The sequence below is a fragment of the Pantoea sp. SGAir0430 genome (genome assembly GCF_043549295.1).
This window is the reverse complement of sequence record NZ_CP039427.1, coordinates 1,858,261-1,882,225: the sequence shown is the minus strand read 5'-3', so window position 1 is coordinate 1,882,225 and position 23,965 is coordinate 1,858,261. Positions and strand designations below refer to the sequence as shown.

Sequence of the window (23,965 nt, the reverse complement as noted above, 5' to 3'; positions counted from 1 at the left end):
CGATCGAGCCCGTATGCGTGATTCTGCACTTCAGAGCGTTCAGGTGAGCGTTAAACAGAAAATCGCAGCGCATGATACCCTCTCCCACGGGAGAGGGAGCCGATCGGGCCCGTATGCGTGATTCTGCACTTCAGAACGTTCAGGTGAGCGTCAAACGGAAAAATCGCACCGTATAATCCCCTCTCCCTGTGGGAGAGGGCAAGGGTGAGGGGAACACCGCGGAACTACAGCTTCGCCACGGCCCACGCAATGCCGCTCGCATAGGCGTCAGGCAGCAGCGGTACCAGCGCATTGAGTGCGGCGGTGAGGCGTGCCGGATCGCTGTCGGTCAGATTCAGGTGGCCGACCTTACGTCCGGCGCGGACTTCTTTGTCGTACCAGTGCAGATGCACCAGCGGCTGCTGCAGCCAGTCGGTGTTGAGGTCGGTGCCAATCAGGTTGACCATCACCGATGGTGCAAACACCACCGGCTGCGGCAGCGGCAGACCGAGCACCGCACGCAGGTGCAGTTCAAACTGGCTGATAGAGGCGCCATTCTGCGTCCAGTGGCCGCTGTTGTGCACGCGCGGTGCCAGCTCATTGATCAGCAAGCCCTGCGGCGTGACGAAACACTCCATCGCCATCACGCCCACATACTTCAGCTCATGCATGATCGCGCTCAGCATCGCTTCTGCCTGCTGCTGTTGCGCGGCATCAGCCTGCGGGAAGGCAACGCTGGTACGCAGAATGCCGTCCTGATGCAGGTTGTGCGTCAGCGGATAAAACACCGTGCGTCCATCGTGCCCGCGCGCGCCCACCAGCGAGACTTCACCGCTGAAGTTAATACCCTGCTCAACGATGCACTCGCCGTAGCACTCATCCGGCAGCGTTGCGGTTTCGTCGGCGCGCAGGCGCCACTGACCGCGGCCGTCGTAGCCGCCGGTGCGGCGCTTGACGATCGCCAGCTCGCCCAGCGTGCTAAATACCGCCGGCCACTCGCTTTTATCAGCCAGCAACTGCCACGGTGCGGTTGCCAGGTTGAGTTGGTCGAGCAGCTGCTTTTGCGTCAGGCGATCGGCGAGGCGCGGAAAAATATCGCGGTTGACGAACGCCGGATGGTTAGCCAGCTCGCGCGTCAGCGCGGTTTCCGGCCAGCGCTCGATTTCCGCCGTAATCACGCTTTGCGCGATCGGCAGTGCTGACGGCTCCGCGTCCAGCCCGACCGGATACACGGCGATGCCCAGCGGCTCGCCGGCCTGGCGCAGCATGCGGCCCAGTTGACCGTTGCCGAGTACGCAAACTGGCTTCATGCGTCCTCCCGCGGATCCGGATTATTCAGCACTTCATCGGTCTGGCTCTGACGCCAGGCGGCCAGGCGTGCAGCCAGCTCGCGATCGTGAATTGCCAGGATCTGCGCCGCCAGCAGTGCGGCGTTGGCGGCACCGGCTTTACCGATGGCCAGCGTACCGACCGGAATGCCGCGCGGCATCTGTACGATGGAGTAGAGGCTGTCCACGCCGCTCAGCGCTGCGCTCTGTACCGGTACGCCCAGCACCGGCAGCAGGGTTTTCGCCGCCAGCATGCCTGGCAGGTGCGCCGCACCGCCGGCACCGGCGATGATCACCTGAAAACCGTTGTCGGCTGCGCGCTCTGCGAAGCTGAACAGCTTATCTGGCGTACGATGCGCAGAGACCACTTCAACGTGGAACGGGACATCCAGGCTGTTAAGGATTTCCTCGGCGAACTGCATGGTAGCCCAGTCACTTTTGGAACCCATGACGATGGCGATACGGGCCGGGGCGGCGTTGGATGACATGCGGTCAACTCCTGTGAATAATCAAACGAACCTGGCCGGGCGGGCAGGTAAAGAAGGGCACAGAGAATAGCACGAGACAGCGGCAAGGAAAACGGTTGCGTAGGCGGAAAACCGGCATTTCCGCCGCAAACAATCAGAAAGGAAATTCGATTAACTCCACGCCCTGTGCGTCCAGCTGAATCATTGATCCGCGCTCATGCCACGCGCCCAGCACCGCGCGTTGCGCTGGCGTGCCGGCGAGCTCGAACTGATGAATCGCCGGACGATGGGTGTGGCCGTGAATCAGGATCGGCACCTGCTGGCGCGTCATCGCCGCGGCTACCGCCTGCGGATTGACGTCCATGATGCTCAGTGACTTGTGCTGGTTGGCCTGCTTGCTGTCGGCCCGCATCCGCGCGGCAATGCGCATGCGCAGACGCAACGGCAGCGCGAGAAACAGCCGCTGCAGCCAGCGCTGATGCACTTTGGCGCGAAAACGCTGATAACCGTGATCGTCAGTACACAGTGTATCGCCGTGCATCATCAGCACGCGCTGACCATAGCGCTCCAGCACCTGCTCTTCGGGCAGCAGCGTCATGCCGCTGGCGCGGGCGAACTGTTGACCTAACAGGAAGTCGCGATTGCCGTGAATAAAGAATTTTGGCACCGGCAGGGCACGCAGGGCGTCGGCGATCTGCTGATGCAGCGGATTAGGATCGTCATCGCCAATCCACGCTTCAAACAGATCGCCAAGGATGTAAAGCGCATCACACTGCTGCGCTTCCCGCTGCAAAAAATGCAGAAAACCGGCAGTGATTGCCGGTTCTTCCTGACACAGATGTAAATCTGCGATAAACAGCGTGCGCGACATTACTCGCTGACGGTCACTTTCTGGATGATCACGTCATCAACCGGCACGTCCTGGTGCATGCCGCTGCGGCCGGTTTTCACTGCTTTGATTTTTTCGACCACGTCCATGCCTTCAACCACTTCAGCAAACACGCAGTAACCCCAGCCCTGCAGGCTTTCGTCACGGAAGTTCAGGAAGTCGTTATCGGCAACGTTGATGAAGAACTGTGCGGTAGCCGAGTGAGGTGCCTGGGTACGCGCCATCGCCAGCGTGCCTTTGGTGTTTTTCAGGCCGTTATTGGCTTCGTTGCGGATGTCTGCTTTGGTGGCTTTCTGCTTCATGCCCGGCTCGAAACCGCCGCCCTGAATCATGAAACCGTTGATCACGCGGTGAAAAATGGTGTTGTCGTAGAAACCTTCACGGCAGTAGTCCAGGAAGTTCTGTACGGTAGCCGGCGCTTTGTCATCGAAGGTTTTGATTACGATATCGCCATGGTTCGTCTGGAAAGTGACCATTATATTCGTCCTGTGGAGGTTGTCGTCAGTATCAACTGCCGCACCGGCAAGGCGGCGGGGCATTTTTGTAGACGCCTCTTATATCACAATTTCCAATAACGCGTCAGTAAGGCAACGGCAGTTGCGAAGCGAGCGATGCACAAGTCGGAAAAATACGGCACAATAACCGGCTACATCAAGAAGGCGTATCCCGCACACGTAAACAACGGAATCGTTCAATGCTAAAGATCTATAACACCCTGAGTCGCCAGAAAGAGGAATTTAAACCCATTCATGCCGGTGAAATCGGTATGTACGTGTGTGGAATCACGGTTTACGACCTCTGTCATATCGGCCATGGGCGTACCTTTGTGGCATTTGACGTGGTCGCGCGTTACCTGCGTTACGTGGGCTATAAGCTGAAATATGTGCGTAATATCACTGATATCGATGACAAGATCATTAAACGTGCCAACGAAAACCGGGAAAGCATCGAAACGCTGACCAACCGGATGATCGCCGAAATGCACAAAGATTTTGCCGCGCTGGGTATTCTGCCGCCGGATCTGGAGCCGCGCGCCACGCGCCACATCGCGGAGATCATCGAACTGGTCGGCAAGCTGATCGATCGCGGCCATGCCTACGTGGCGGATAACGGCGACGTGATGTTTGATGTGCTGAGCGATAAAGATTACGGCGCGCTGTCGCGTCAGGATCTCGAACAGCTGCAGGCCGGCGCGCGCGTGGAAGTGGCGGAAGTGAAGCGCAACCCGATGGACTTTGTGCTGTGGAAAATGTCCAAGGCTGATGAGCCGGCGTGGAACTCACCGTGGGGCAACGGCCGCCCGGGCTGGCACATTGAGTGCTCGGCGATGAACTGCAAACAGCTTGGCACCCATTTCGACATCCACGGTGGCGGTTCAGACCTGATGTTCCCGCACCATGAGAACGAAGTGGCGCAGTCGACCTGTGCACATGATGGCCCGTATGTGAACTACTGGATGCACTCCGGCATGGTGATGGTTGACCGGGAAAAGATGTCGAAATCGCTCGGCAACTTCTTTACCGTGCGCGATGTGCTGCAGCACTACGATGCGGAAACCGTGCGCTACTTCCTGATGTCCGGCCACTATCGCAGCCAGCTTAACTATGGCGAAGATAACCTGAATCAGGCACGCGCGGCGCTGGAGCGCCTTTACACCGCGCTGCGCCATACCGATGCCAGCGCGACGCCGGCTGGCGGTGAGGCGTTTGAAGCCCGCTTCCGTAGCGCCATGGACGATGATTTCAACACGCCGGAAGCTTACTCGGTGCTCTTCGATATGGCGCGTGAAGTCAATCGCCTGAAGGGTGAAGATAAAGCCGCCGCCGATGCGCTGGCCGCGAAACTGCGCCAGCTGGCCGATGTGCTGGGCATTCTGCAGCAGGATCCGGAGCAGTTCCTGCAGAGTGGCGCACAGGTCAATGCCGATGAAGTGGCGGAGATTGAACACTGGGTGAAAACCCGCGCCGATGCGCGTGCCGCGAAAGACTGGGCGCAGGCGGACATCGCACGTGACAAGCTGAATGAGCTGGGCGTTATCGTGGAAGATGGCCCGCAGGGGTCAAGCTGGCGCCGTAAATAACAAAAAGGGCGAACTGCGGTTCGCCCATTTTATCACCAGCGATCAACGGGTGTAGGGTGCGCATTCATGCGCACCTGGCTAATCAGGCCACAACCGTTACGCGCTGACCGGCAAACTCAACCGTTTGACCGGGAAAAATCTTGCAGCGCTTACGCGTCTCGATGGCACCATCGACACGCACTTCGCCTTCGTCGATCACCGCTTTGGCCTGCGCGCCGCTCTCCACCCAGCCTTCCAGCTTCAGCAGATCGCACAAATCAACGTGCGCATGTTTACCCAGTGAAAAATTCGCCATTATGCCTGCTCCACGTCATGATATTGCTCGCACGCCAGCAGCGTGTTCTCAATCAGCGTGGCGACCGTCATCGGGCCAACGCCACCCGGTACGGGAGTGATGTAAGCCGCGCGCTCAGAGGCTGACGCAAAATCCACATCGCCGACCACTTTGCCGCTTTCCAGCCGGTTAATGCCGACATCAATCACAATCGCACCTGGTTTAATCCAGTCGCCCGGGATAAAGCCCGGCTTACCGACCGCGACTACCAGCAGGTCGGCATGCTCAACGTGATGGCGCAGATCTTTGGTAAAACGGTGAGTGACAGTGGTGGTGCAGCCGGCCAGCAGCAGTTCCATGCTCATCGGGCGACCGACGATATTTGATGCGCCAACCACCACGGCGTTCAGGCCGTAAGTATCGATGTTATAGCGCTCCAGCAGCGTCACGATGCCGCGTGGCGTACACGGACGCAGCTTAGGGGCGCGCTGGCACAAACGACCGACGTTATAAGGATGGAAGCCATCAACGTCTTTATCCGGCGTGATGCGCTCCAGCACTTTGACGTTGTCGATCCCGGCCGGCAGCGGCAGCTGCACCAGAATGCCGTCGATAGCGTCGTCATTGTTCAGCTGATCGATCACCTCCAGCAGTTCAGCTTCGCTGGTGCTGGCAGGCAGGTTATAAGCACGCGACACAAAACCGACCTCTTCGCAGGCGCGGCGTTTGTTGGCGACATAGATTTGCGACGCCGGGTTTTCACCGACCAGCACCACGGCCAGGCCAGGGGCGCGTTTACCGGCTGCGAGACGCTGCTGCACTTTTTCGGCAACCTCAAGGCGCACCTGCTGCGCAATCGTTTTACCGTCAATAATTTTTGCTGCCATCAGAGAGGAAATCCATCTGTAGAGAGTTGAATCGGGGATGGCGCCTATTCTGTCAGAAGCGCGTGCGGCTGTCAGTCACAGATTCGTTTACGCCATCGGTTTCCCGATTTTTCGCCGTGGCGCACGCCAGGCTTAGCGCGTATTATGCCCGCCAGGCAATGATGTGGAACACGTGATGATTTGGTTGATGCTCGCCACGCTGGCGATAGTGTTTGTTGTGGGATTTCAGCTGCTGACCGCCGGTTCGCGCCACGCCGCGCAGGCGCTCAGCAAGCGGCTACAGCTGCCGCCGGTGCACGTTGAATCGCTGCTTGCGCAGATGGGCAAAGAGGCGGCAAATGAGTTCACCGATTACATTCGTGGCGACAACGAAGCGCATCTCAATAATGGCGCGGCAGTGCTGCTGATCTGGCAGGTGCTGATTGTTGATGGCAGCGATGAGAACGCACAGCGCTGGCATCACATTCTGACTAAGGCGGGGTTCTCCGCCCTTATTTCACGGCAGCAGCTGTTGCTGGCGCTGGGATTCCTGCGTCAGCTGGAGCCGGACAGCCAGGAGCTGCATGCATTACGCGAGCAGTATAATGCGCGCTTTACGCCGCAGGGGATTGAACTGGAAGGGGAATCCGCGGAGGTGAGTAATCTGGTCTCGCTGAGTGAGTGGCGTCAGCGTCATTAAGGCGAATTGTTCATTCCCTCGACACTCTGCCGTCTGTTGGCGGCAAAAACGTTGACGCGCCAGCGTGCCGACGTATAATCCGACGCATCTTCTATGCGCCCTTAGCTCAGCTGGATAGAGCACCGGCCTTCTAAGCCGTAGGTCACAGGTTCGAATCCTGTAGGGCGTGCCAAGCAAAATCAATGACCTACGCAAGCTTCAACCCTACCTGATTTTCTCCTTGTGTCGTATTTGTGTCGTTACCCCCTAAAAGTGAGTCAATTTTGCGCGCATGTTCCGTCAGGTGATTTGGTGCCAGGTGAGCATACCTGCGAACCATTTCGATGCGCTTCCATTCGCCCATCTCGGTGCTGATGCCAGAGCACAGAGATGGGCGAAACGCCAGCTCACTAAGGCATAAGCACCCTGATGAATTATTCCCGCTGACAGTCAACGTGCGATGCCTTTTTAGACAGGAATTATATACGTTAACCTGACCATTCAGGATAGATGCGATGTTTCCTGCCAGACAGATTTTCTGAACCGCTGTCAGTCAGGCGCGGATGACGATATTCATTGAAAATATTTTAGAAATAATTATGGCACCTGACTCGGGATCGCGTCAGGCCATTCCTGCTAAATACTTACGGCCGTTAATATCAACCTGTCACCTTTTATGCAGGGATACTAAATAATAATTAATCTTTTTTTTATGGAAATTTCGAACGCTATTTATTTCGTCCTGGTTTAGTGAATTTACGGTTGAATGATAACAGGTGTTTTGCGTTGGTGAGGGGAATGTTTATTTAAGAGGGTTCCCCTGTAATTTTTTCATTTAATCAATGGGTTGTTTTTTTTGTGCAAAATAATAATCCTTGCGCCAGGAAAAGACAAGGGTATCAGCAATAGCATATCAGTGAAAAATTTCCTGGTGCGGGCGGATTTTTGAAGAGCATTGATTATCTGCACGCAACAATGATGTCGCTAAAAATCCTGAGATTAATTTTCCAATGAAAATGTCACTAATATAGCGATACGCAGCCAGCATAAATCTGATTAACTAGTCCGAAATAAATTTTAAAATTAACTATTCCGGGGGATGAATCTGCGTCACACAATGCCGATAACACATTCATATCTGACACTCTCATCTACTTACAGCGAGAATTAATATGAAAATATCCACCCGACTTGCAACGGGCTTTGGCCTGCTTGTTGTACTTTTTATTATCTGTACCGGCATTGCGCTCAACGCTCTGAGTAATGCGAGCAAAGGTATGGACGATGCGGTTAACGTCAAAATGAAAAAGTATCAGCTGGTGCTGGATATGCGTGGCAGCATCAGGGATATGGGCATTGCGGTTCGTAACCTGGCGCTCTTAACAGATATTGAGGCAATGAAGCCTGAATGGGAGCGCGTACAAAAACAAGAAGCGCAGTATATAGCCAGCCGTAAGGCTCTGGTTGAGGTGATGCAGGAGGATTCAACACCGCAGGGGCGGGAAGTCATGAGCCGCATTACTGAAGCTGAGGAGCCTGCACTTTCGTCGCTGAAGCAGGCTGGCCGGCTCGGGCTTGAAAATCGTGCTGAGGAAGCCACTGCCTATCTGCTGAACGTCACGCGCCCGGTGCAGAGTACCTTGCTCAAAGCGCTTAATGACATGACGCTGGTCCAGATGAAAAATACGCAGTCCGCTGTTGAAACCAACAGTCAGGCGACACGCCGGGCATCGCTGATCCTGATGTTGCTCGCGGCCGCATCAGCACTGCTGGCAGTGGGAACGTGCGTTATGACCATTCGCGTACTGATGCGCCAGCTGGGCGGTGAGCCAGTGCAGGCGCAGACTCTTGCGGCGACCATTGCTTCTGGCGATTTGACGACGCCTGTAACGCTGCGAAACAATGACAGTACCAGCCTGATGGCTTCTCTGGATGGCATGCAGGCAAACCTGCGTGGTCTGGTGTCAAAGATAAAAGACTCTGCTGCTTCAGTGGCGCTGGCGGCGGATGAGATATCACAGGGCAATACAGAATTGTCATCCCGCACCGAGGAGCAGGCTGCAGCGCTGCAGGAAACTGCGGCCAGTATGGAGCAGCTTACCGCCACCGTGAAAAGTAATACGGCCGGCGCGCAGCAGACCGCTGGGTCTGCCCGGGATGCGGCAACGCTGGCACGCGCAGGTGAGGCCGACGTACAGCGTATGTCTGAAACCATGAATGAGATCTCATTGAGCGCGACAAAGGTACGGGACATCACCTCCGTGATCGAAAGCATTGCCTTCCAGACCAACATTCTGGCGCTCAACGCAGCGGTGGAGGCCGCCCGGGCAGGTGAAGAAGGACGCGGTTTTGCCGTGGTTGCCGGTGAAGTCAGAACGCTTGCACAGCGCAGTGCAAATGCTGCTCGCGACATCAAACAGCTGATTGAACAGGCCGTTGAGCAGGTCGAAAGCGGCGTTGAGGTGGCAGCAGGTACAGGGCAGAGCATATTGAAGATTGTCAGCATGGTGGGCGAACTGGCAGAGGCCATGGATAATATTTCACTGGCTTCTTCAGAACAGATGCAGGGCATTTCTCAGGTTAGCATTGCGGTAAGTCAGATGGATGGTGTCACGCAGAATAACGCTGCGCTGGTTGAAGAGTCCTCTTCGGCGTCTCAGTCTCTCTCTGAGCAGGCGCACGCTCTGCGGGGGATGGTGGACACATTTCGTGTCTGACGTAAAAGGGCTCAGCGTTCCTGAGTAGAAATCAGACTAAGGACGCTCAATAAATCACGTGCATATTGGGGATTGAGTCGGGTGGGGCGGAAAGATCTTTGCTGAATTTATTCTGCAGCCGTCCCGACCTTTCAACAGAAACCTATCCCTGCATGTCAGGCTGGCCAAAACACGCTGGCCTTATTTCGCAACCTTTGATGGGGTCTGCGAATTGGCATGAGACGTTACGCTGTTTATTCTCACATCTGGAATGCGGTCGGTTGCTGGGGTGAGTATTCGCTGCCAATGCGAAAGCAACCCGATAGCAGGCACGGTTTCCGCAATCTGTCCGGGATGCTATAAATGCATAAATGATTTGCATGGATGCCATGATGAAAAAAACACTCTCACTTATCGCCGTCATGTTATTAGTCGGCTGCCAGTCCCATACTAAACAAACAGCAAGGCAGTCATTCAGGTTTCCAACCGCTTCCGAGATAAGAAGCCAGTGCGAATCGCAAACCTCCTCGCAAATAGCAAATAAAGATACTCATCTGTGGCTTTGTCAGGCCGTTACCGCAATACAGTATCGGTTTTTTGACGCGAATTTATATCACGGTAAGACCTGTGATTTGGTCATTACGCAGCCCTTAGGTCAGCCACCGACAAACGTCACTGCGCAGGCCGGAGATGCTGATCTGTGCGCCGTCGCTATCGATGCGGTAAAGCAGGCGATAGATGCCAATACCTTTCCCATGCGGCCTGCGTATCTGAAAGAAAAGATACCGGTGCGTTTTGCGCCCTGACTGGCTTTCTCCCGATCAGACCGTTGCTGCATAAGCGTAACCATAGGTAACAAAGTTTGCCGTTTAACCCCTGTATATCACGCCGTCAGTTCTGCCAGGCTATGCTCAGCATTACTGACATAACACGTATCTTTATGGAGATTCAAGGCAATGAAAAAACAGTGGATTGCGGCCCTGGCAGCGGCAGGCCTTCTTTTAGTCGTTAGCGCCCAGGCAGAGGCAAAAGGGTGTCTGAAAGGCGCCGTCGCTGGCGGCGTGGCAGGTCATCTGGTTCATCATGGCGTTGCCGGAGCGGCAGCGGGCTGCGCGGTGGGCCACCACATGGCCGCCAAAAAACAGAAAGAGGCGGAACAAAAGCAACAGTAAACCGCGGGTGGCTGGTCACGTAAAACTGGTGTCAGGCTTTCTCATCGAACCAATTCTGAAACCCCGCTATTGCATCAGGCATCATGTCGCGTGCGCGTTCCATAATCAGGGTCTCCGCAGAGCGCAGTCCGTTCTGCGGGTGCGAAGCCTCGCACAGTGCCAGAGCCAGGTCTGAAGCATCAAGCATCGCCAGGTTGACTCCCACGCCAACCGGCGGCATCAGGTGAGCGGCATCGCCAATCAGGGTGATGCCCGGCCGTGGTGCCCAGCCAAAATCGGCGGGCAGGCTGTAAATCGGGCGCCTGACATAGTCACCGGTGGCGTTAACCACCAATTGCAGGGAAGCGGCCCAGTCGCGGTAGCTGTCGCGCACCCAGGCGGTGAGGCCGGAGGAGGTTATGTGTTGATCGATGACATCAGGGGCGCGCTTCATCGCCGCATAGACGCAAATCCTCCCGCCGCCGTTGCGTTGCGTGACCAGCGCCTGCGCACCGCCAAAGCTGAACGCGGTCCCGTTGCCGGCAATGCCGTTGATTTGGTCGGACGGGTGATCTATCCAGCCTTCGAAAAAGGTAATACCGGTATAAACCGGACGTACCGGTGTCAGATAACGGCGGACCCGCGACCAGGCACCGTCAGCACCAATCACAATATCGGCTTCGTAGCGCCTGCCGTTTCTGAATACCAGCCCGTGCGCTTTTTGCTGGCAATCGTCAACGTAATGCAGTTTGTGATCCCACTGCAGGGTCTGTGGTAACAGGGCGCTCAGCAGCAGGTTTTTCAACTCGCCGCGATCGATTTCCGGTTTATCCATTTCACCTTCCGGCGTGAATTTGTCGACCTCAATGTCTCCGGTAAGGTAATTCAGCATCCGGCTTTCCTGATCCTCATGCCTGGCGATACTGATGAACTGCTCCAGCAGGCCCGCTCTGCGCAGCGCCACCTGGCCGCTGTCAGCATGCAAATCCAGTGAGCCGCCCTGACTCCGCGCAGCATCCGCCGGCTCATCCTCAAACACCGTCACGTTAAAACCGTGGCGCTGAAGAATCACGGCCGCCGTGAGGCCTGCCGGGCCGCCGCCCACGATAGCGATAGTCAGTTTGTCCGACATGTCTGTTCTTCCCCGATGTAAAGTGGATACTGTATAATCACAAAGTTGACATATCAACTACGTGGCGGGATAAATAATGGGCAGCACAGAGATTTCAGACGCAGAGTGGCAGGCATGGCGCGGATATCGCCGGCTTGCTGAAATCATCACCGGACGCATTGTCAGAGAGATCAATGAGGCGACCGGGTTGTCCGGCCCGGATTTCATGATCCTGATGGAAATCAACCGCAGTCCGCAGGGCGTACTGCTGCAGCGTGAGCTGCTGGAATACCTTGAATGGGACAAGTCGCGGCTATCGCACCAGCTTTCACGTATGGCCGCCCGGGATCTGGTACAGCGCAGCCGCGCGACTCGCGCAGGGATTTCAGTCCGCATGACAGAGGCCGGGAGCCAGCTGCTTGCTACAGCGCGGCCGATACATGCCGCGGGCGTGCGGCGAAATTTCCTCGATTTGCTGACGCCGGAAGACATCGAAGGGCTGATCGCCATCACCGGGCGGTTACGGCAGTCAGCCAGCGGTTTTATCGAATAATTCCCGGCCGATCAGCTTCAGACACTCCTTCTGCAACCTGCACAATCGCGGCAGCCGTTGAAGGGATTATGTGAAAGATTAATTAAAACAGGGGTTTGTATTTTTCGCGCTGTCAGGCTGTTGACAGCCTCTTCGTGCTGGCCCTAAATTGAGCGGTCGCTCTAATTTTGAGCCTGGTCCTGCCGCTGATGGTGAAAACAATGTTACTGAGAGCCTCCTCCCGTTTCTGGCGTTATTTGATGAAGAACCTTCTGACGTATGCTGCCATTCTGCTTGCCGGCGGGTTAGCCACCGCGAATATGGCCAGTGCTGCCGTCACCCATGTCGCTATCTATCGCGGCGGTGCCGGCTGTCCGGGCTGCTCCGAAATGGTCCGTAAATCGCTGGAACAGAGCGGTCTGCCGCTGGACATCGCGTATGTCGGAGAGCAGGAAAAAATAAAGGTCACGGAGGATAATCTCGCCACTTTTGATGTGTACATCCAGCCCGGAGGCGGGCAGGACATCCCCGGCGCCTTTGCTGCGCTGGGCGACGAAGGGGCTGAGGCCATACGCAAATTTGTCCGCAATGGAAAAAGCTTTCTCGGATTGTGCATGGGCGCGTATCTGGCCGATGAAAACTGGCTGGGGCTGATCCCCTCATCGCTGGACTCGGAAGTCATGCGCAAGGGGACTAACATACCCGACGAGGGCGATTACGTTGTCGATGTTGTCTGGCAGGGTAAAACCGAAAAATTTTATTATCAGGATGGTCCTTACCTGAATGCCGAAGACGCGCACGGCTTCGTCGCACTGGCGCGCTATGCCAACGGTGATATCGCGCTGGCGAAATATACTTACGGCAAAGGCACGGTGCTCCTGAGCGGACCGCATCCGGAAGCGGATGAAAGCTGGATGGCGCCGGAGAAAAACAATCCGGCCTACACCTCAGCCGGCAGCAAGATGGCCAGGCTGTTTAATGATTTAAAGCCCGGGAGGTAAGCGGCTATGTGGAAAAATCCCCGCTAGCGACAAAGTTTCTGCAAGGCGGCCATTATCTCAAGAAAAAAATGTGTCCGCTTATCCGCAGAGTAGTTAAGAATAAGCGCGCTTGAGTAACCGTCAATCAGGGCGTGAAGATTACGCGCCACCTCGTCTTTATCTGCTTCGCTGAGGTGGCCAAATGCCTGGCCGGATAAGCCCTGACGGATGATCGCCGTCCACGTCTGCATGCTGGAGAGCAGCAGCTGCTCAAATTGCTTATCCCTTGCCGCTAGCGGCCATAACTCGAGGTAGATCAACCAGTTAGAGGCCGGCCCGTCTGGCAGGAGATAATCCACCAGCGCACGAAAAAAGGTGTCATGCTGTGAATCATCCCTCTTTTCGCTCTCTACAGAGAAAGCGGCAACGTCCTCATCCAGCATGAAAGCAATCGAGTCCAGCCTCAGCGCATCCCAGTTTTTGAAATAGTGGTAGATATGGCTGCGGGATATGCCCAGCGTATTGGTCAGATCGCGGGTTGAAACATTGTTGAAGCCGCGCTCCCGAAAAAGCTGCAGCGCCGCGAGAATGATATTTTTCTTAACCGTTTCTTTTTTCACGTTCTACCTTAAAAGACACCGTTTTCCTGAACGTTAATTCAGCAACCTGTCACCGGACCTGCCTTTCTGCGTTACGCCTCAGCGTGTTTCTCATTAACCAGCCAGCGTACCTTAGCAGAAAATTTTCCCCCTGTCGGGGGCGGGATTTCAGCAGGCCAGCCAGGGTTTGAGCGCAGTGCGAGCGCGCGGCTGCGGCGCAAACATGCGCTGTGCAGTCAGGGCGGTGCAGGATTTTATTCCGTCGCCATCCGGCAAAAATCGTGACCAGCCTCACACTTTCTCGTTTCTGACTATACTCAAACCTCCTTTTTATCCCGTCATTGACCAGGTCTTGAATCACCCATGGACGATAGCAAGCAAAATCCTTCGCAGTCTCAATCCGATGATAGCGGCAGCCTGACATTTACTGTTCAGCAGCGCCTGTTTTTTGTGGTGTTAGTCGCCACGATGGGCGCGCTGGCGTTTGGCTACGACACCGGCATTATTTCCGGCGCGCTGCCCTACATGACGCTGCCCGCCGCGCAGGGCGGTCTCGATCTCACGCCATTTACCGAAGGGCTGGTGACCTCTGCGCTCACCTTTGGCTCCGCGCTCGGCGCGTTCATCAGCGGTTATGTCTCGGACCGCTTTGGTCGCCGTATCACGTTACGCAGCCTTGCCCTGTTGTTCATTGCCGGGGCGTTAGGCACCACGGTTGCGCCGAATCTGGAAATCATGGTGGTGATGCGCTTTATTCTGGGTTTCGCGGTGGGCGGCGGATCGTCAACGGTTCCGGTCTTTATCGCTGAAATTGCCGGTCCAAAGCGCCGGGCACCGCTGGTCAGCCGCAACGAACTGATGATTGTGTCAGGGCAACTGCTGGCTTATGTCGTCAGCGCCGCCATGAGTTTGTTACTGCACGATCCGGGCATGTGGCGCTATATGCTGTCGCTGGCGATGATCCCCGGCATTCTGCTGTTTATTGGCACCTTTTTTGTCCCGGCTTCACCGCACTGGATGGTGGCGGAAGGACGCTTTAATGAGGCGCTGCGTATCCTGCGCAAACTGCGGGAAAATCCGCGCGAGATTAAAAAAGAGATGGCAGAGATGCGGCAGAATGCCCGCGAAGCCCGTCAGGGGCCACCTGCGCGCGAATTGTTAAAAGAGAAATGGATTGTGCGTCTGCTGCTGCTGGGCTGCGGCATGGGCATCGTCGCGCAGTTTACCGGCGTCAACGCCTTCATGTATTACACGCCAGTCATTCTGAAAAGTACCGGGCTGGGCACCAGTGCTTCGATTGCGGCCACTATCGGCAACGGGGTGGTATCGGTACTGGCCACCTTTGCCGGTATTAAAGCCATCAGTCATTTCGGCCGGCGCCCGATGCTGATGACCGGGCTGTCGGTGGTGATTGCGATGCAGCTGGCGCTGGGCGCGGTGCTGGTTCTCATGCCACAAAGCCTGACGCAAAGCCTGCTGGCGCTGGCGTGTATTCTGGTGTTTCTGTTCTTTATGCAGATGTGCATTTCCCCGGTTTACTGGCTGCTGATGTCGGAGTTGTTTCCGATGAAAGTTCGCGGGGTATTAACCGGTTCAGCGGTAGCATTTCAGTGGATATGCAACGCCGTGGTGGCGCTGGCGTTTCCGCCTTTGTTGTCGCTGGTGGGTAATAAGGCGTTCTTTATCTTTGCCGCAATCAATGTGGCTTCTCTGGTGTTTATTGCCGTGATGTTACCGGAAACCCGGGGGAAATCACTGGAAGAAATTGAATCCCACATGCGCGAGCATTTTGGTGAACCTGCGGATCAAGCCGCGTCATCAGGCTGAATCGTCGTCATGCTGCGGCAGGTTGCGTCAGCGCCTGCCGACAAAAACCTTTGTCGCGACACCCGCCGCGGCATTTTTTCATGCTCGCTAAAATAAATCCTGTTACAGGCTTCATTTCAGAACTTGCCTGCACCGGTTCGCTCAATAGGGTCTACAGTGTGACGTGAGGTTCTCATCAACGTGAAATGGAGGAAGTAAATTTGTCTATTCAACACGACGGGAAAGGGCACGTCATTATTGGCGAAGCGGCACTAAGCCTGGCTTTGGGCAAAAAGAAGATCAGCGTTAATACGCTTATCGACGAGCTCAGACACATGAAACGCGCTGGCGGCAGCGACACACGTTTGTCCGCGATTTCAGAGGCGATCGGCTGGCTCAGAAGCTTTGATGAGCCTGAGCAGGCCGCGATCCATGTGCCGTACCTGCAGACGCTTGCAGGCCTGAACGACGAGAAGAACTGACGCCATAAGACGTAGTCCGGCTCTGGCCGGAAGACGACAACGTAGATGACCTCATCGGACGCGCGTTAGCGTGTACCGGCCGGAGAAAACTGTCAGGGATGACGTCTTCACCACCATCAAACCTCGTATAAACGATTTTCGGCAACGCGGCATGTGACAATGGATGCGGGCTTTAGCGACGGATGTGCAACGCGCAGAAGGTGAGCGGATGAATCAAACGATCAGCGACCAAACAGCATCGCCAGCAGGGACCGTGCCTGTTCCGCTTCGACGTCATCGTCCGTGTCATTGATGTGCCCGATAAGCTTGAGGCAGATCGCGGTGCGCGTCAGCCGACGTTCCTGACGCAAAATTTCAACGGTGATGCGTCCCAGTAGCGCAATCTGGCGGGGATCGGTGACCTGACTGAAGTAACCGGCTAGTCCGGTATTGTGACAAGGCGGCAGCCCGTTGTTTCTCATTTGTCCACCTGCAGCTCACGATCATCTTGTAGGGCGCAAAGTAACCGATACGATATCGTCTGTACAGCAACAATCCTCTCCCCGTGTCAGGAAATCAGCGGGTTGTTCAGACCTATACCGTTTTTCCTGCCGCTGAACCCATCCATCATGCCGGTTATTTCAGCACGTAAACCCCTGAGATTAAGGTGTTAGCATTTTTTGCACAAGAACGTAGCTAATAAAGAAACAGTATTGCTGTACAAGTTTTATTTCTTTGTATAAGTTTACGCACAGAGAAAAGCGGCGGTATTTTAACCATTCGAGGGGATCATCATGCGTCAGAATGTTGCAAAATTTCCAGATAGCGCCAGTGAGATTGCCCGCTATTTCAGCAGAGCGACAGCACCTACTCAGCAGGAAACGCTGGGGCAGATTGTCGTTGAGATCCTGCGCGCAGGAAAAAACCTCAACCGTAAGGCGATCTGCACCAAACTGCTGAGACGCCTTGAGGTCGCGGCGAATTATGAAGAAGAGCGTCATTACCAGACGCTGATTGGCATGCTGTTTGAACGCTGATACGAAAAGGGATAATCGGTGGTACCTGCAGCATGCGCTTTATGACCCGGGAAGGGTCAGCCACTTGTCCGAAAGGGCACAGTCCCGCAGGGGGTGGGCATGCAGAGAAGTCAAATTGAACGTTTAACCGAAATCGTTCTGGGCGAGGCGGTGGTCAGGCTGCTCGATAATAATGAACGAATCAATGTGGCGACCGTTTCAGCCCGGCTCCGGTCAATGGCCGCAGAGGAATTTAATCCCGACCGTCTGGAAGCGATCAGGATCGCCATCAGGGAACTGCAGATGCAGTCAGCAGCCCGGGAAATTCGTGAAAAGCCGATGGCTGCTCTGGGCGGGATGTCACAACCCAGGGCTGGTAAAAAGCATTAATGACAGGGACGATACGATCTCGTGATTAACCGGAGTGTGGCAGGACGCCCGGCATAACACGGCCATCTCAGGATGGCCGATTTTTTTGGCGACCACCGGGCTGTCAGCAGCGCCCGGTTTACGGATAACGACACATGCAAACCAATGAACACTCATTCAGCGCTGAAGCGGCCCTTATTCACCATTTTCGCAGCGGCGGTGAGCGCTATGCGGCCGAAGCCGCGGCACTGGATGCCGTGATTCGCGATATCGTCATCCATGGCCAAAAAGTGACGAGCAAAACCATCATCCTGTATCTCATCGCAGAGCTTGAGATGACTACCGATCTTGTCAAACTGGATGTACTGCGCAACGTGCTTGAAATCGTGGTCGGCAGAACGCCGGATGATGAAGGGTTCTGAAAAGCTTAGTAAGCCGGAGCAGTGCATTAAGCTTAGTGCATCTGCTTCACAAGCATACTGATGGCATTTAAACAGGCTTGCCGCTGTTTATCTTCGCTGGCCGTTTCGCCAAGATGATGCAGGGCATGGGTGATATCCTGAAGTGTCAGGTGCTGGTCCGGCTTAAGAAGGCGCGCCACAACCGTTCCAATAACGGCGTAGATATCTTCGGCGGTAGTGTCATCGCTCAAATGACCTCCATCCGTTGGTGGATAAGCATACAGTATAGCAGAAACCACAGCGTCAGGCGCGGCAGATTGTCAGGCAGCGATCAGTGCAGCTTGCCGGAAAAAGAAAAATGCCCGGCAGTGAACGCCTCTTTCTTCACCGCGCTCATCTCCATTTCCCGTCTGACGTCCTCAATGACACGCAGCACAGCACGAATGCGGTCACTGTCTGTTTCGCGGTCAAGCATCGCCTGCAGCCTGTCGTTGAGGGCCGCCCAGCTTATGGCGACGTTATCATCGAGTAACGCCGTTACGGCTTCTCCGATGATGATATCCGCCATTTTATCGTCAAAATTGTTTTTCATCAGTCTGTCCGGCTGCGGTTAGGGCAATGAGCTTACCACAGGAATCTCACCCGGACACATTGAGCACATCAAACTCCGCTAAAAGATGCCGGACGCGGGTTATCGGCGCAATGATCAGCATATTGATTTGCCGGCGTTGCAAAGAGGATGACATTTGCGTTTGCGCCGGCCATCACGGCGCTACTTTCTGACGGGTTCCGCGGCTTCAGCGCGCCCGCTGACCTCTGAAGCCGCCTGATCCAGACGATAAAGTAAGGTGTCGCCGCGTTCGCAGTAACGCGCCGGCCAGATCATCGCCCCGTTACCGTCCTCCACGTACTTCACACCCAGTGCCTCCACCACAGCCCATGGCTGCGCCAGCGCACTGCGGTACCGAAGTAACTCGCGCGCCATGGAGACCGCCTCCGGTTCGTTCTCCTCCGGATGGCTGGATATAAACTGCAGTCGGGCATCGCTCAGCATTGTCTTCTCCTGTGAGCCTGACGTTTTATCTCTTCAGAGGTTCTGCGTCGTCAGGCTTAACCGCTTTCAGATCGCCTCGCGGCTCTCAGGCCATGCCACGGCACCGCCCTCAGGCGTAAACAGGCTGCCCTGGAAATCGATGATCCCGGCCGCCTCCAGCCACATCCACTCTTCGGGACGCTCGATACCGGCTGCAATGACGTTGATTTCCAGCGCCGAACAACAGCGGATGACCGCCTGCATCACCGCCTGCTTCGGGCCGCTACGATGAATATCACGTACAATATTTGCGCCGATACGTACCCGGTCAGGCTGGACGTGCGCCAGTAAAGAGAGACCGGCCGAGCCGTCGCCGAAGTTATCAATGGAAAGGCTGATGCCAGCCTCTTTCAGCTGTCTGACCGCCGTGGAAAAGTCTTCAAGCCGGGAGATGACTTCCGTCTCGCTCACGCCAAGAATGATTTGCTGCGTCACCAGCTCCGCCTGCGCGATGGCGGTGACCAGCTGACTTACCGCATCGGGAAGATAAACCAGCGTCATCGGCAGGATACTGATATACAGCGTCATGCCATCGGGACAGGCCTGGCCGGCTTTATGCAGTGCGTCTGTCACCACGTTGAGGTCATGAGTGTAACGCTCATGTTCCCCGAGTCCGGCGGGTTGCGCGTGCGGAATTGCCTCAATGGCCGTCACTTCACGGCCAAGGGGATCAACCACAGGGCGGAAAGTGACGCCACTTGCTGGCGCGGGAGATTGTCCTTCCGCGGGGATGAACTCCCAGTAATCCGCTGGTGGCACTTCAAAGTAGTTCTCTTTTTCACGCGCTTCGACAAAGGTTCTGAGGAACTGTAGCCCGCGATCGTCATAGGTCAGCTGATATTTCGACGTGCCGCGATCAAGCACCGCCTGCAGCACACTGCCGCTGTGGTGATTACGCAAATCGAACAGCTCCATGCCGGCATTACCGAAACGCCGCGAAGGGGAGTAGTCGCGCATCAGCTCGACCACATTGTGATGACGCCGGTCGGCACAGATGCGGGCGTAGATTGCCAGAACGCCTTGCTCCGGCCCTTCCAGGATTTGAAAAAAGTGCGTGCCGTTAAACAGCAGGATGCCGGTAACATGATGCTCAGCATTGAGCAGACTCGCTTTTGCCACCATCTCCGGCAGGATATTGACGGGAACATCTTCAGAGATGTGGCTGCGGTAAATTATTGTTGTAAGCATTATACGCTCCAGATTGTCGCGATTGTCCTCTGACACCTTAGCAGCATGGGTTAAATTGTGAAACGTCCGGGCTGAGTGCTGACTGAGCCCGGTAAAAGGGTGAAGGCAGGAGGGAAAGGTCAGTAAAGGCGCAGACAGCGTTGCGTGCGAGACAGCCTGGCGGCCGCGCTGAAAAGACAAGCGGCGCTTTAAAGCGCCGCTTTGGATGAGCCTGCCAGTGAGCGATAGTGGCCCGTCAGCAGGTCTTTAGTTGTTATACCGCTGCTACTCGCGGGTTTTACCCTCTTCGATAAACTCTTCGTCGATCTCTTCGACATTTTCCCGGTTGTCGCGGCCGGAGAGCAGATTCCAGCAGGCGATGAACAGGGCAGCGATCAAGGGACCAATCACGAAGCCGTTGATGCCGTACACTTCCATGCCGCCCAGCGTGGCAATCAGGATCAGGTAATCCGGCATTTTGGTATCTTTGCCAACCAGCAGCGGACGCAGGATGTTGTCCACCAGCCCGACCACGATAACGAAGAAGCCCACCAGGAACAGGCCTTTCCACAGCGCACCGGTGGCGAAGAAGAAGATGGCCGCTGGCACCCAGACGATGGCCGAGCCGACTGCCGGAATCAGCGACAGGAACGCCATCAGCGCGCCCCACAGCAGGCTGCCGTCGATGTCGGTGATCCAGAAGGCGAAGCCACCAAGCACCCCCTGAACCACGGCCACCACCACCGTGCCCTTGACCGTCGCGCGCGATACGGCGGCGAATTTCATCAGCAGATGGTGCTTAACATAGGTGGAGAGCGGCAGCGCTTCGAGAATCAGCCCGACCAGCCAGGCGCCGTCTTTCAACAGGAAAAACAGCAGATAAAGCATCACGCCAAAGCCCACGGTGAAGGTGAAAGTCCCTTTACCGATCAGGAACACGCTGCCCGCCATGTATTGTCCGCCCTTCAGCGCAAAGCCGGAGAGTTTTTGCTGAATCTGTGCGGCATTGTTCAGATCGTGATCCGCCAGCCAGGTTTGTGCCCACTCCGGCAGATGCTGCAGCAGCGAGGCAAACACCGTCGGGAACTGCGCGGAATTGGTTTGCAGCTTGGTGTACACCGTATTGATCTCGACCACCAGCGACGAAGTGATGATCGCCAGCGGCGTGAACACGATCAGGCAGATAATCAGTAAGGTCACAAAAGAGGCCAGCCCGTTGCGGTCGCCCATTTTGCGCCGCAGCAGTGACTTCAGCGGCGCAAAGATCACCGCCAGAATCGCCGCCCACAAAATGGCGGAGAAATAGGGCGCCAGCACATCAAAAAAGGCGATCGTGACAATCGCCAGAATTACTATAAAGAAACCGATATTTAACCCTTTAACACGCATGCAAAAGCCTCGCAGATAAACGTAGCGAATGAACTATAGAACGGCTTTTGCGGAATGTAATGTTTTTAGCGCGCAAGGCAAGGCATGCAGGATGAAAAGCTGTCCCGAACTGTCCGCGCGATGTCCGCTCACAGGCTGGCGCGCCAGGGCGGCGGCGGCGATGATAGCCCTGAACCCTGACAGGAGAGTGCCATGCTGGAATTACGTCCTAACTGTGAATGCTGCGATAAAGATCTGCCGCCGGCCTCGCCTGATGCGCGCATCTGCTCGTTTGAGTGCACGTTTTGCGTTGACTGTGCGGAAGGCGTGCTGGCGCAGCACTGCCCGAACTGTGCGGGTGAGCTGGTACGGCGGCCGATACGTCCGGCGCAGGCGCTGCTGCGCCATCCGGCTGCAACTCAGCGATATCCTGTTTCTGCGCCACCCCGCTAAATTCGCCAGCGCAATTGGATTAATAGCCGGCGCATAATTATTGTGCGCCCGCTTGCTGGTTATTTAACCTTACGCTTCAGCGCAGTGAAAAATTAGCGTTATATTAATCACGCACATCGATTAATTGCCAGGGCAGCAATAGGGCTCGCATTATCAATGAAATGTGTCGGCCAGCTAGTTTGCCGGTCGGCTTAAATGGCGGCATAACTAAAAAATGGTATGGCTTAATTTTTATCTCTTAAATTCAATGCATTGTGATTTTGTGTCGATATCTTATACGGGCTGACTATATTTTCTGACGACAGCTGGTCAGAGCACGGACCTTATTTCCTTTCACGTTATGTACCTTTGGTGGTTATTTTCGCTGCCGTGAACATTTTTACGGTTTTTTCTGAAAATAGAAGTTTTCTGAAAGTATTTTGCCCTAATGAATGTTATTCTTTCCGGGCAATGCTAGTGATGTGGCGTTGTGTGCTTCAGTTTTACCCTCTTTTTAGCAGGGTTTCCCCGCTTTATGCTTTTTATGGAAATAGCATTGTCCGCCCGATCCCCGCGATCGGGTTTTCTTTATTCCCGTTGAATTAACTGCTTATTTCCCTGCCAGCCTTATCGTGCCACGCCACCATAAAGTCTCCACAATCGTTAAGAAAGCGCTAACCTGGCGTAATGTATTGTAAGTATCCGATTTTTAAGACTTTTGGAAATGCTGTTTTAGCTTTGTTTAGGCAATAGTAAGCCTCAACGGCGCGCAGACTGCCGTTATCCCTGGAGGTAACACCATGAAAAAAACAACACTTACGATTATTGCGTCATTTATTGCATGCAGCACACTGTTTTCCAGCGTCTCCTGGGCCGACGGTCCCGGTGACCATCGCTGGGACCCGCACGGCGGCGACCGCCATCAGGATCGCGGCCCGGGTCCCGATCATCATGATCGTCGTGACTTTGGCCACGATCGCGGACCGGGCCCGGATCGTCACGACCACTATGCTGACCACCGTATGCCGGAGGGACATCGCGGCGGCGATCGCTTTGCCTGGCGCGGTCATGATTTTCGCCGTGGTTATCCGGCACCGCCGGAGTTTCGCGGTCCACACTATCGCGTCGACGACTGGCGGGCTCGCGGTCTATATGAGCCGCCGCGCGGCGAGCACTGGGCCTTTATCGACGGAAATTATGTGTTAGTGGCGGCCGCGACCGGCATTATCACCGCCATTTTGCTGAATAACGCATTTAACTAATCCTGCCGCACGGATGGCGACGGCCATCCGTGTTTCTCTCCGCTTTCACCGCTCACCAGGTTATTCTCTGGACAACCCGTTTTTCCTTTCAACGCGTTAAGGAGTCATGATGACCATGGTAAAAATGGTGGCGGTGGATATGGACGGCACCTTTCTCGACGATAAAAAACAGTACAACCGGGCACGTTTTCAGGCCTGCTATCAGGAGATGACGCGGCGCGGCATCAAATTTGTGGTCGCCAGCGGTAATCAGTATTACCAGCTCAAATCCTTCTTTCCCGACATCGCCAGTGAGATCGCCTTTGTCGCCGAAAATGGCGCGTGGATCCTCGATAGGGATGAGGAGCTGTTCTGCGGCGCGTTCTCGCGTGAGGACGTTAATGCCGTGCTCGATACCCTGCAGCGCGGTAACTATCCCAACCTGAAATACATCCTCTGCGGCCGTAACAGCGCTTATCACTTCAACACCATGGATGAGCAGTGGCTGGTCAAAATGCGTCACTACTGCCATCGCCTCAAGGCGATCGATAGCCTCGCGGACGTGGGCGATGACCGGCTGTTCAAGTTTGCGCTGAATCTGTCCGATGATTATGTCGATATTCTGATGGCTGACATTGAGCGTCTGCATCAGGGCGCAGCAGCGGCGACTTCCAGCGGGCACGGCTCGGTGGATTTGATTGTGCCCGGCTTGCACAAAGCCAACGGTCTGCGCCTGCTGCAGCAGCGCTGGGACATCAGCAGCGATGAGGTGCTGGCGTTTGGCGACGGCGGCAATGATCTGGAGATGCTGGTGCAGTCGCGCTTCAGCTTTGCCATGCAGAATGCGCCGCAGCGGGTCAAAGACGCTGCGCGCTACGGCGCACCGTCCAATAACCAGGAAGGCGTGCTGCAGGTGATTGAGCAGATGCTGGCGGGGGAAGGGCCGTTTGCTGGCTGAATAAGCAACGGGCAGCCTGCGC

The 23,965-nt window shown here is 55.5% G+C and carries 29 protein-coding genes, 1 tRNA gene and 1 pseudogene; 16 read left to right on the top strand and 15 right to left on the bottom strand.

Annotated elements, in window-relative coordinates:
* Positions 1-224 precede the first annotated feature (224 nt).
* The 4 genes from purK to ppiB all read right to left on the bottom strand — a co-directional run bounded on the left by purK (position 225) and on the right by ppiB (position 3,139).
* Entirely contained in the window at positions 225-1,289 is a 1,065-nt protein-coding gene (gene purK, locus E7738_RS09130) for a 5-(carboxyamino)imidazole ribonucleotide synthase (RefSeq protein WP_058757935.1), read from the bottom strand.
* A complete protein-coding gene (purE, locus tag E7738_RS09125; protein WP_058769411.1) occupies positions 1,286-1,795 on the bottom strand; it encodes a 5-(carboxyamino)imidazole ribonucleotide mutase in 510 nt (169 codons plus the stop codon). Before purE ends, purK begins: the two co-directional genes overlap by 4 nt.
* Positions 1,796-1,928: 133 nt before the next feature.
* Positions 1,929-2,645, bottom strand: coding sequence for a UDP-2,3-diacylglucosamine diphosphatase (locus tag E7738_RS09120; RefSeq protein WP_262256347.1), 717 nt, complete (start codon positions 2,643-2,645; stop codon positions 1,929-1,931).
* A complete protein-coding gene (ppiB, locus tag E7738_RS09115) occupies positions 2,645-3,139 on the bottom strand; it encodes a peptidylprolyl isomerase B (RefSeq protein WP_021508631.1) in 495 nt (164 codons plus the stop codon). Before ppiB ends, E7738_RS09120 begins: the two co-directional genes overlap by 1 nt.
* 218 nt (positions 3,140-3,357) lie before the next feature.
* Between ppiB and cysS the strand changes: the two genes are divergently transcribed.
* Positions 3,358-4,743: a cysteine--tRNA ligase gene (cysS, locus tag E7738_RS09110; RefSeq protein WP_262256346.1), complete on the top strand. Its 1,386-nt coding sequence runs from the start codon at positions 3,358-3,360 to the stop codon at positions 4,741-4,743.
* A gap of 82 nt (positions 4,744-4,825) precedes the next feature.
* On the opposite strand, the gene ybcJ is transcribed toward cysS, so the two are convergent.
* Together ybcJ and folD are read right to left on the bottom strand one after the other, a co-directional pair.
* Positions 4,826-5,038, bottom strand: coding sequence for a ribosome-associated protein YbcJ (ybcJ, locus tag E7738_RS09105; protein ID WP_262256345.1), 213 nt, complete (start codon positions 5,036-5,038; stop codon positions 4,826-4,828).
* Positions 5,038-5,904, bottom strand: coding sequence for a bifunctional methylenetetrahydrofolate dehydrogenase/methenyltetrahydrofolate cyclohydrolase FolD (folD, locus tag E7738_RS09100; RefSeq protein WP_211726326.1), 867 nt, complete (start codon positions 5,902-5,904; stop codon positions 5,038-5,040). The genes ybcJ and folD overlap by 1 nt, the downstream gene beginning before the upstream one ends.
* 175 nt (positions 5,905-6,079) lie before the next feature.
* Here folD and E7738_RS09095 point away from each other — a divergent pair, with 175 nt between their 5' ends.
* Positions 6,080-6,583 carry a DUF1198 family protein gene (locus E7738_RS09095; protein ID WP_141496716.1) on the top strand — a complete coding sequence of 168 codons (504 nt, stop codon included), beginning with the start codon at positions 6,080-6,082 and terminating at the stop codon, positions 6,581-6,583.
* A 95-nt stretch (positions 6,584-6,678) separates the two neighbouring features.
* Positions 6,679-6,755, top strand: a tRNA-Arg gene (locus E7738_RS09090).
* 15 nt (positions 6,756-6,770) lie between these two features.
* On the opposite strand, the pseudogene E7738_RS09085 reads toward E7738_RS09090, so the two are convergent.
* A pseudogene (locus tag E7738_RS09085) lies at positions 6,771-6,929 on the bottom strand (integrase); the annotation flags it as partial.
* Between the two features lie 805 nt (positions 6,930-7,734).
* On the opposite strand from E7738_RS09085, the gene E7738_RS09080 reads away from it, so the two are divergent.
* The 3 genes from E7738_RS09080 to E7738_RS09070 all read left to right on the top strand — a co-directional run bounded on the left by E7738_RS09080 (position 7,735) and on the right by E7738_RS09070 (position 10,430).
* Positions 7,735-9,279 carry a methyl-accepting chemotaxis protein gene (locus tag E7738_RS09080; RefSeq protein WP_262256344.1) on the top strand — a complete coding sequence of 515 codons (1,545 nt, stop codon included), beginning with the start codon at positions 7,735-7,737 and terminating at the stop codon, positions 9,277-9,279.
* Between the two features lie 359 nt (positions 9,280-9,638).
* On the top strand, positions 9,639-10,064 hold the full coding sequence (locus tag E7738_RS09075) for a cell envelope integrity TolA C-terminal domain-containing protein (protein ID WP_262256343.1): 426 nt from the start codon (positions 9,639-9,641) through the stop codon (positions 10,062-10,064).
* Between the two features lie 150 nt (positions 10,065-10,214).
* Positions 10,215-10,430 (top strand): hypothetical protein, encoded by a 216-nt coding sequence (locus E7738_RS09070; protein ID WP_021508621.1) that lies wholly within the window; start codon positions 10,215-10,217, stop codon positions 10,428-10,430.
* Between the two features lie 31 nt (positions 10,431-10,461).
* On the opposite strand, the gene E7738_RS09065 is transcribed toward E7738_RS09070, so the two are convergent.
* Positions 10,462-11,541, bottom strand: a complete 1,080-nt coding sequence (locus tag E7738_RS09065; protein WP_262256341.1) for an FAD-dependent oxidoreductase — start codon at positions 11,539-11,541, stop codon at positions 10,462-10,464.
* 76 nt (positions 11,542-11,617) lie between these two features.
* On the opposite strand from E7738_RS09065, the gene E7738_RS09060 reads away from it, so the two are divergent.
* Entirely contained in the window at positions 11,618-12,073 is a 456-nt protein-coding gene (locus E7738_RS09060) for a MarR family winged helix-turn-helix transcriptional regulator (RefSeq protein WP_058757920.1), read from the top strand.
* Positions 12,074-12,372: 299 nt separating this feature from the next.
* Entirely contained in the window at positions 12,373-13,053 is a 681-nt protein-coding gene (locus E7738_RS09055) for a BPL-N domain-containing protein (RefSeq protein ID WP_230201064.1), read from the top strand.
* Between the two features lie 23 nt (positions 13,054-13,076).
* On the opposite strand, the gene E7738_RS09050 is transcribed toward E7738_RS09055, so the two are convergent.
* Entirely contained in the window at positions 13,077-13,652 is a 576-nt protein-coding gene (locus E7738_RS09050) for a TetR/AcrR family transcriptional regulator (RefSeq protein ID WP_262256338.1), read from the bottom strand.
* Positions 13,653-13,994: 342 nt separating this feature from the next.
* Here E7738_RS09050 and E7738_RS09045 point away from each other — a divergent pair, with 342 nt between their 5' ends.
* Positions 13,995-15,458 carry a sugar porter family MFS transporter gene (locus E7738_RS09045; protein ID WP_081316057.1) on the top strand — a complete coding sequence of 488 codons (1,464 nt, stop codon included), beginning with the start codon at positions 13,995-13,997 and terminating at the stop codon, positions 15,456-15,458.
* A gap of 200 nt (positions 15,459-15,658) precedes the next feature.
* Positions 15,659-15,919: a hypothetical protein gene (locus E7738_RS09040; protein WP_031279895.1), complete on the top strand. Its 261-nt coding sequence runs from the start codon at positions 15,659-15,661 to the stop codon at positions 15,917-15,919.
* A 221-nt stretch (positions 15,920-16,140) separates the two neighbouring features.
* Here E7738_RS09040 and E7738_RS09035 read toward each other — a convergent pair whose 3' ends face one another.
* Complete coding sequence (locus E7738_RS09035; RefSeq protein WP_021508614.1) at positions 16,141-16,380, bottom strand: biofilm development regulator YmgB/AriR family protein; 240 nt, start codon at positions 16,378-16,380, stop codon at positions 16,141-16,143.
* A 312-nt stretch (positions 16,381-16,692) separates the two neighbouring features.
* On the opposite strand from E7738_RS09035, the gene ycgZ reads away from it, so the two are divergent.
* From ycgZ to E7738_RS09020, 3 genes are all read left to right on the top strand, one after another.
* Entirely contained in the window at positions 16,693-16,935 is a 243-nt protein-coding gene (gene ycgZ, locus E7738_RS09030) for a regulatory protein YcgZ (protein ID WP_021508613.1), read from the top strand.
* 99 nt (positions 16,936-17,034) lie between these two features.
* The gene (locus E7738_RS09025; protein ID WP_058757918.1) at positions 17,035-17,304 is read left to right on the top strand and encodes a hypothetical protein; all 270 of its coding nucleotides are present in this window, start codon (positions 17,035-17,037) and stop codon (positions 17,302-17,304) included.
* A gap of 134 nt (positions 17,305-17,438) precedes the next feature.
* Positions 17,439-17,705, top strand: a complete 267-nt coding sequence (locus E7738_RS09020; protein ID WP_262256335.1) for a biofilm development regulator YmgB/AriR family protein — start codon at positions 17,439-17,441, stop codon at positions 17,703-17,705.
* Positions 17,706-17,737: 32 nt separating this feature from the next.
* Here E7738_RS09020 and E7738_RS09015 read toward each other — a convergent pair whose 3' ends face one another.
* The 5 genes from E7738_RS09015 to E7738_RS08995 all read right to left on the bottom strand — a co-directional run bounded on the left by E7738_RS09015 (position 17,738) and on the right by E7738_RS08995 (position 21,333).
* Complete coding sequence (locus E7738_RS09015; protein WP_058769419.1) at positions 17,738-17,935, bottom strand: hypothetical protein; 198 nt, start codon at positions 17,933-17,935, stop codon at positions 17,738-17,740.
* An 80-nt stretch (positions 17,936-18,015) separates the two neighbouring features.
* The gene (locus E7738_RS09010) at positions 18,016-18,276 is read right to left on the bottom strand and encodes a hypothetical protein (RefSeq protein ID WP_021508609.1); all 261 of its coding nucleotides are present in this window, start codon (positions 18,274-18,276) and stop codon (positions 18,016-18,018) included.
* A 180-nt stretch (positions 18,277-18,456) separates the two neighbouring features.
* Positions 18,457-18,738, bottom strand: a complete 282-nt coding sequence (locus E7738_RS09005; RefSeq protein ID WP_088516275.1) for a hypothetical protein — start codon at positions 18,736-18,738, stop codon at positions 18,457-18,459.
* A 66-nt stretch (positions 18,739-18,804) separates the two neighbouring features.
* Complete coding sequence (locus E7738_RS09000) at positions 18,805-19,965, bottom strand: diguanylate phosphodiesterase (RefSeq protein ID WP_394516303.1); 1,161 nt, start codon at positions 19,963-19,965, stop codon at positions 18,805-18,807.
* A 264-nt stretch (positions 19,966-20,229) separates the two neighbouring features.
* On the bottom strand, positions 20,230-21,333 hold the full coding sequence (locus E7738_RS08995; protein ID WP_058769423.1) for an AI-2E family transporter: 1,104 nt from the start codon (positions 21,331-21,333) through the stop codon (positions 20,230-20,232).
* A gap of 192 nt (positions 21,334-21,525) precedes the next feature.
* On the opposite strand from E7738_RS08995, the gene E7738_RS08990 reads away from it, so the two are divergent.
* The 3 genes from E7738_RS08990 (at position 21,526) to E7738_RS08980 (ending at position 23,943) form a co-directional block, all read left to right on the top strand.
* The gene (locus tag E7738_RS08990) at positions 21,526-21,765 is read left to right on the top strand and encodes a DUF1272 domain-containing protein (protein ID WP_058781242.1); all 240 of its coding nucleotides are present in this window, start codon (positions 21,526-21,528) and stop codon (positions 21,763-21,765) included.
* Between the two features lie 779 nt (positions 21,766-22,544).
* On the top strand, positions 22,545-23,006 hold the full coding sequence (locus E7738_RS08985) for an RcnB family protein (RefSeq protein ID WP_058781243.1): 462 nt from the start codon (positions 22,545-22,547) through the stop codon (positions 23,004-23,006).
* A gap of 109 nt (positions 23,007-23,115) precedes the next feature.
* Positions 23,116-23,943 carry a Cof-type HAD-IIB family hydrolase gene (locus E7738_RS08980; RefSeq protein ID WP_021508604.1) on the top strand — a complete coding sequence of 276 codons (828 nt, stop codon included), beginning with the start codon at positions 23,116-23,118 and terminating at the stop codon, positions 23,941-23,943.
* Positions 23,944-23,965: the final 22 nt, after the last annotated feature.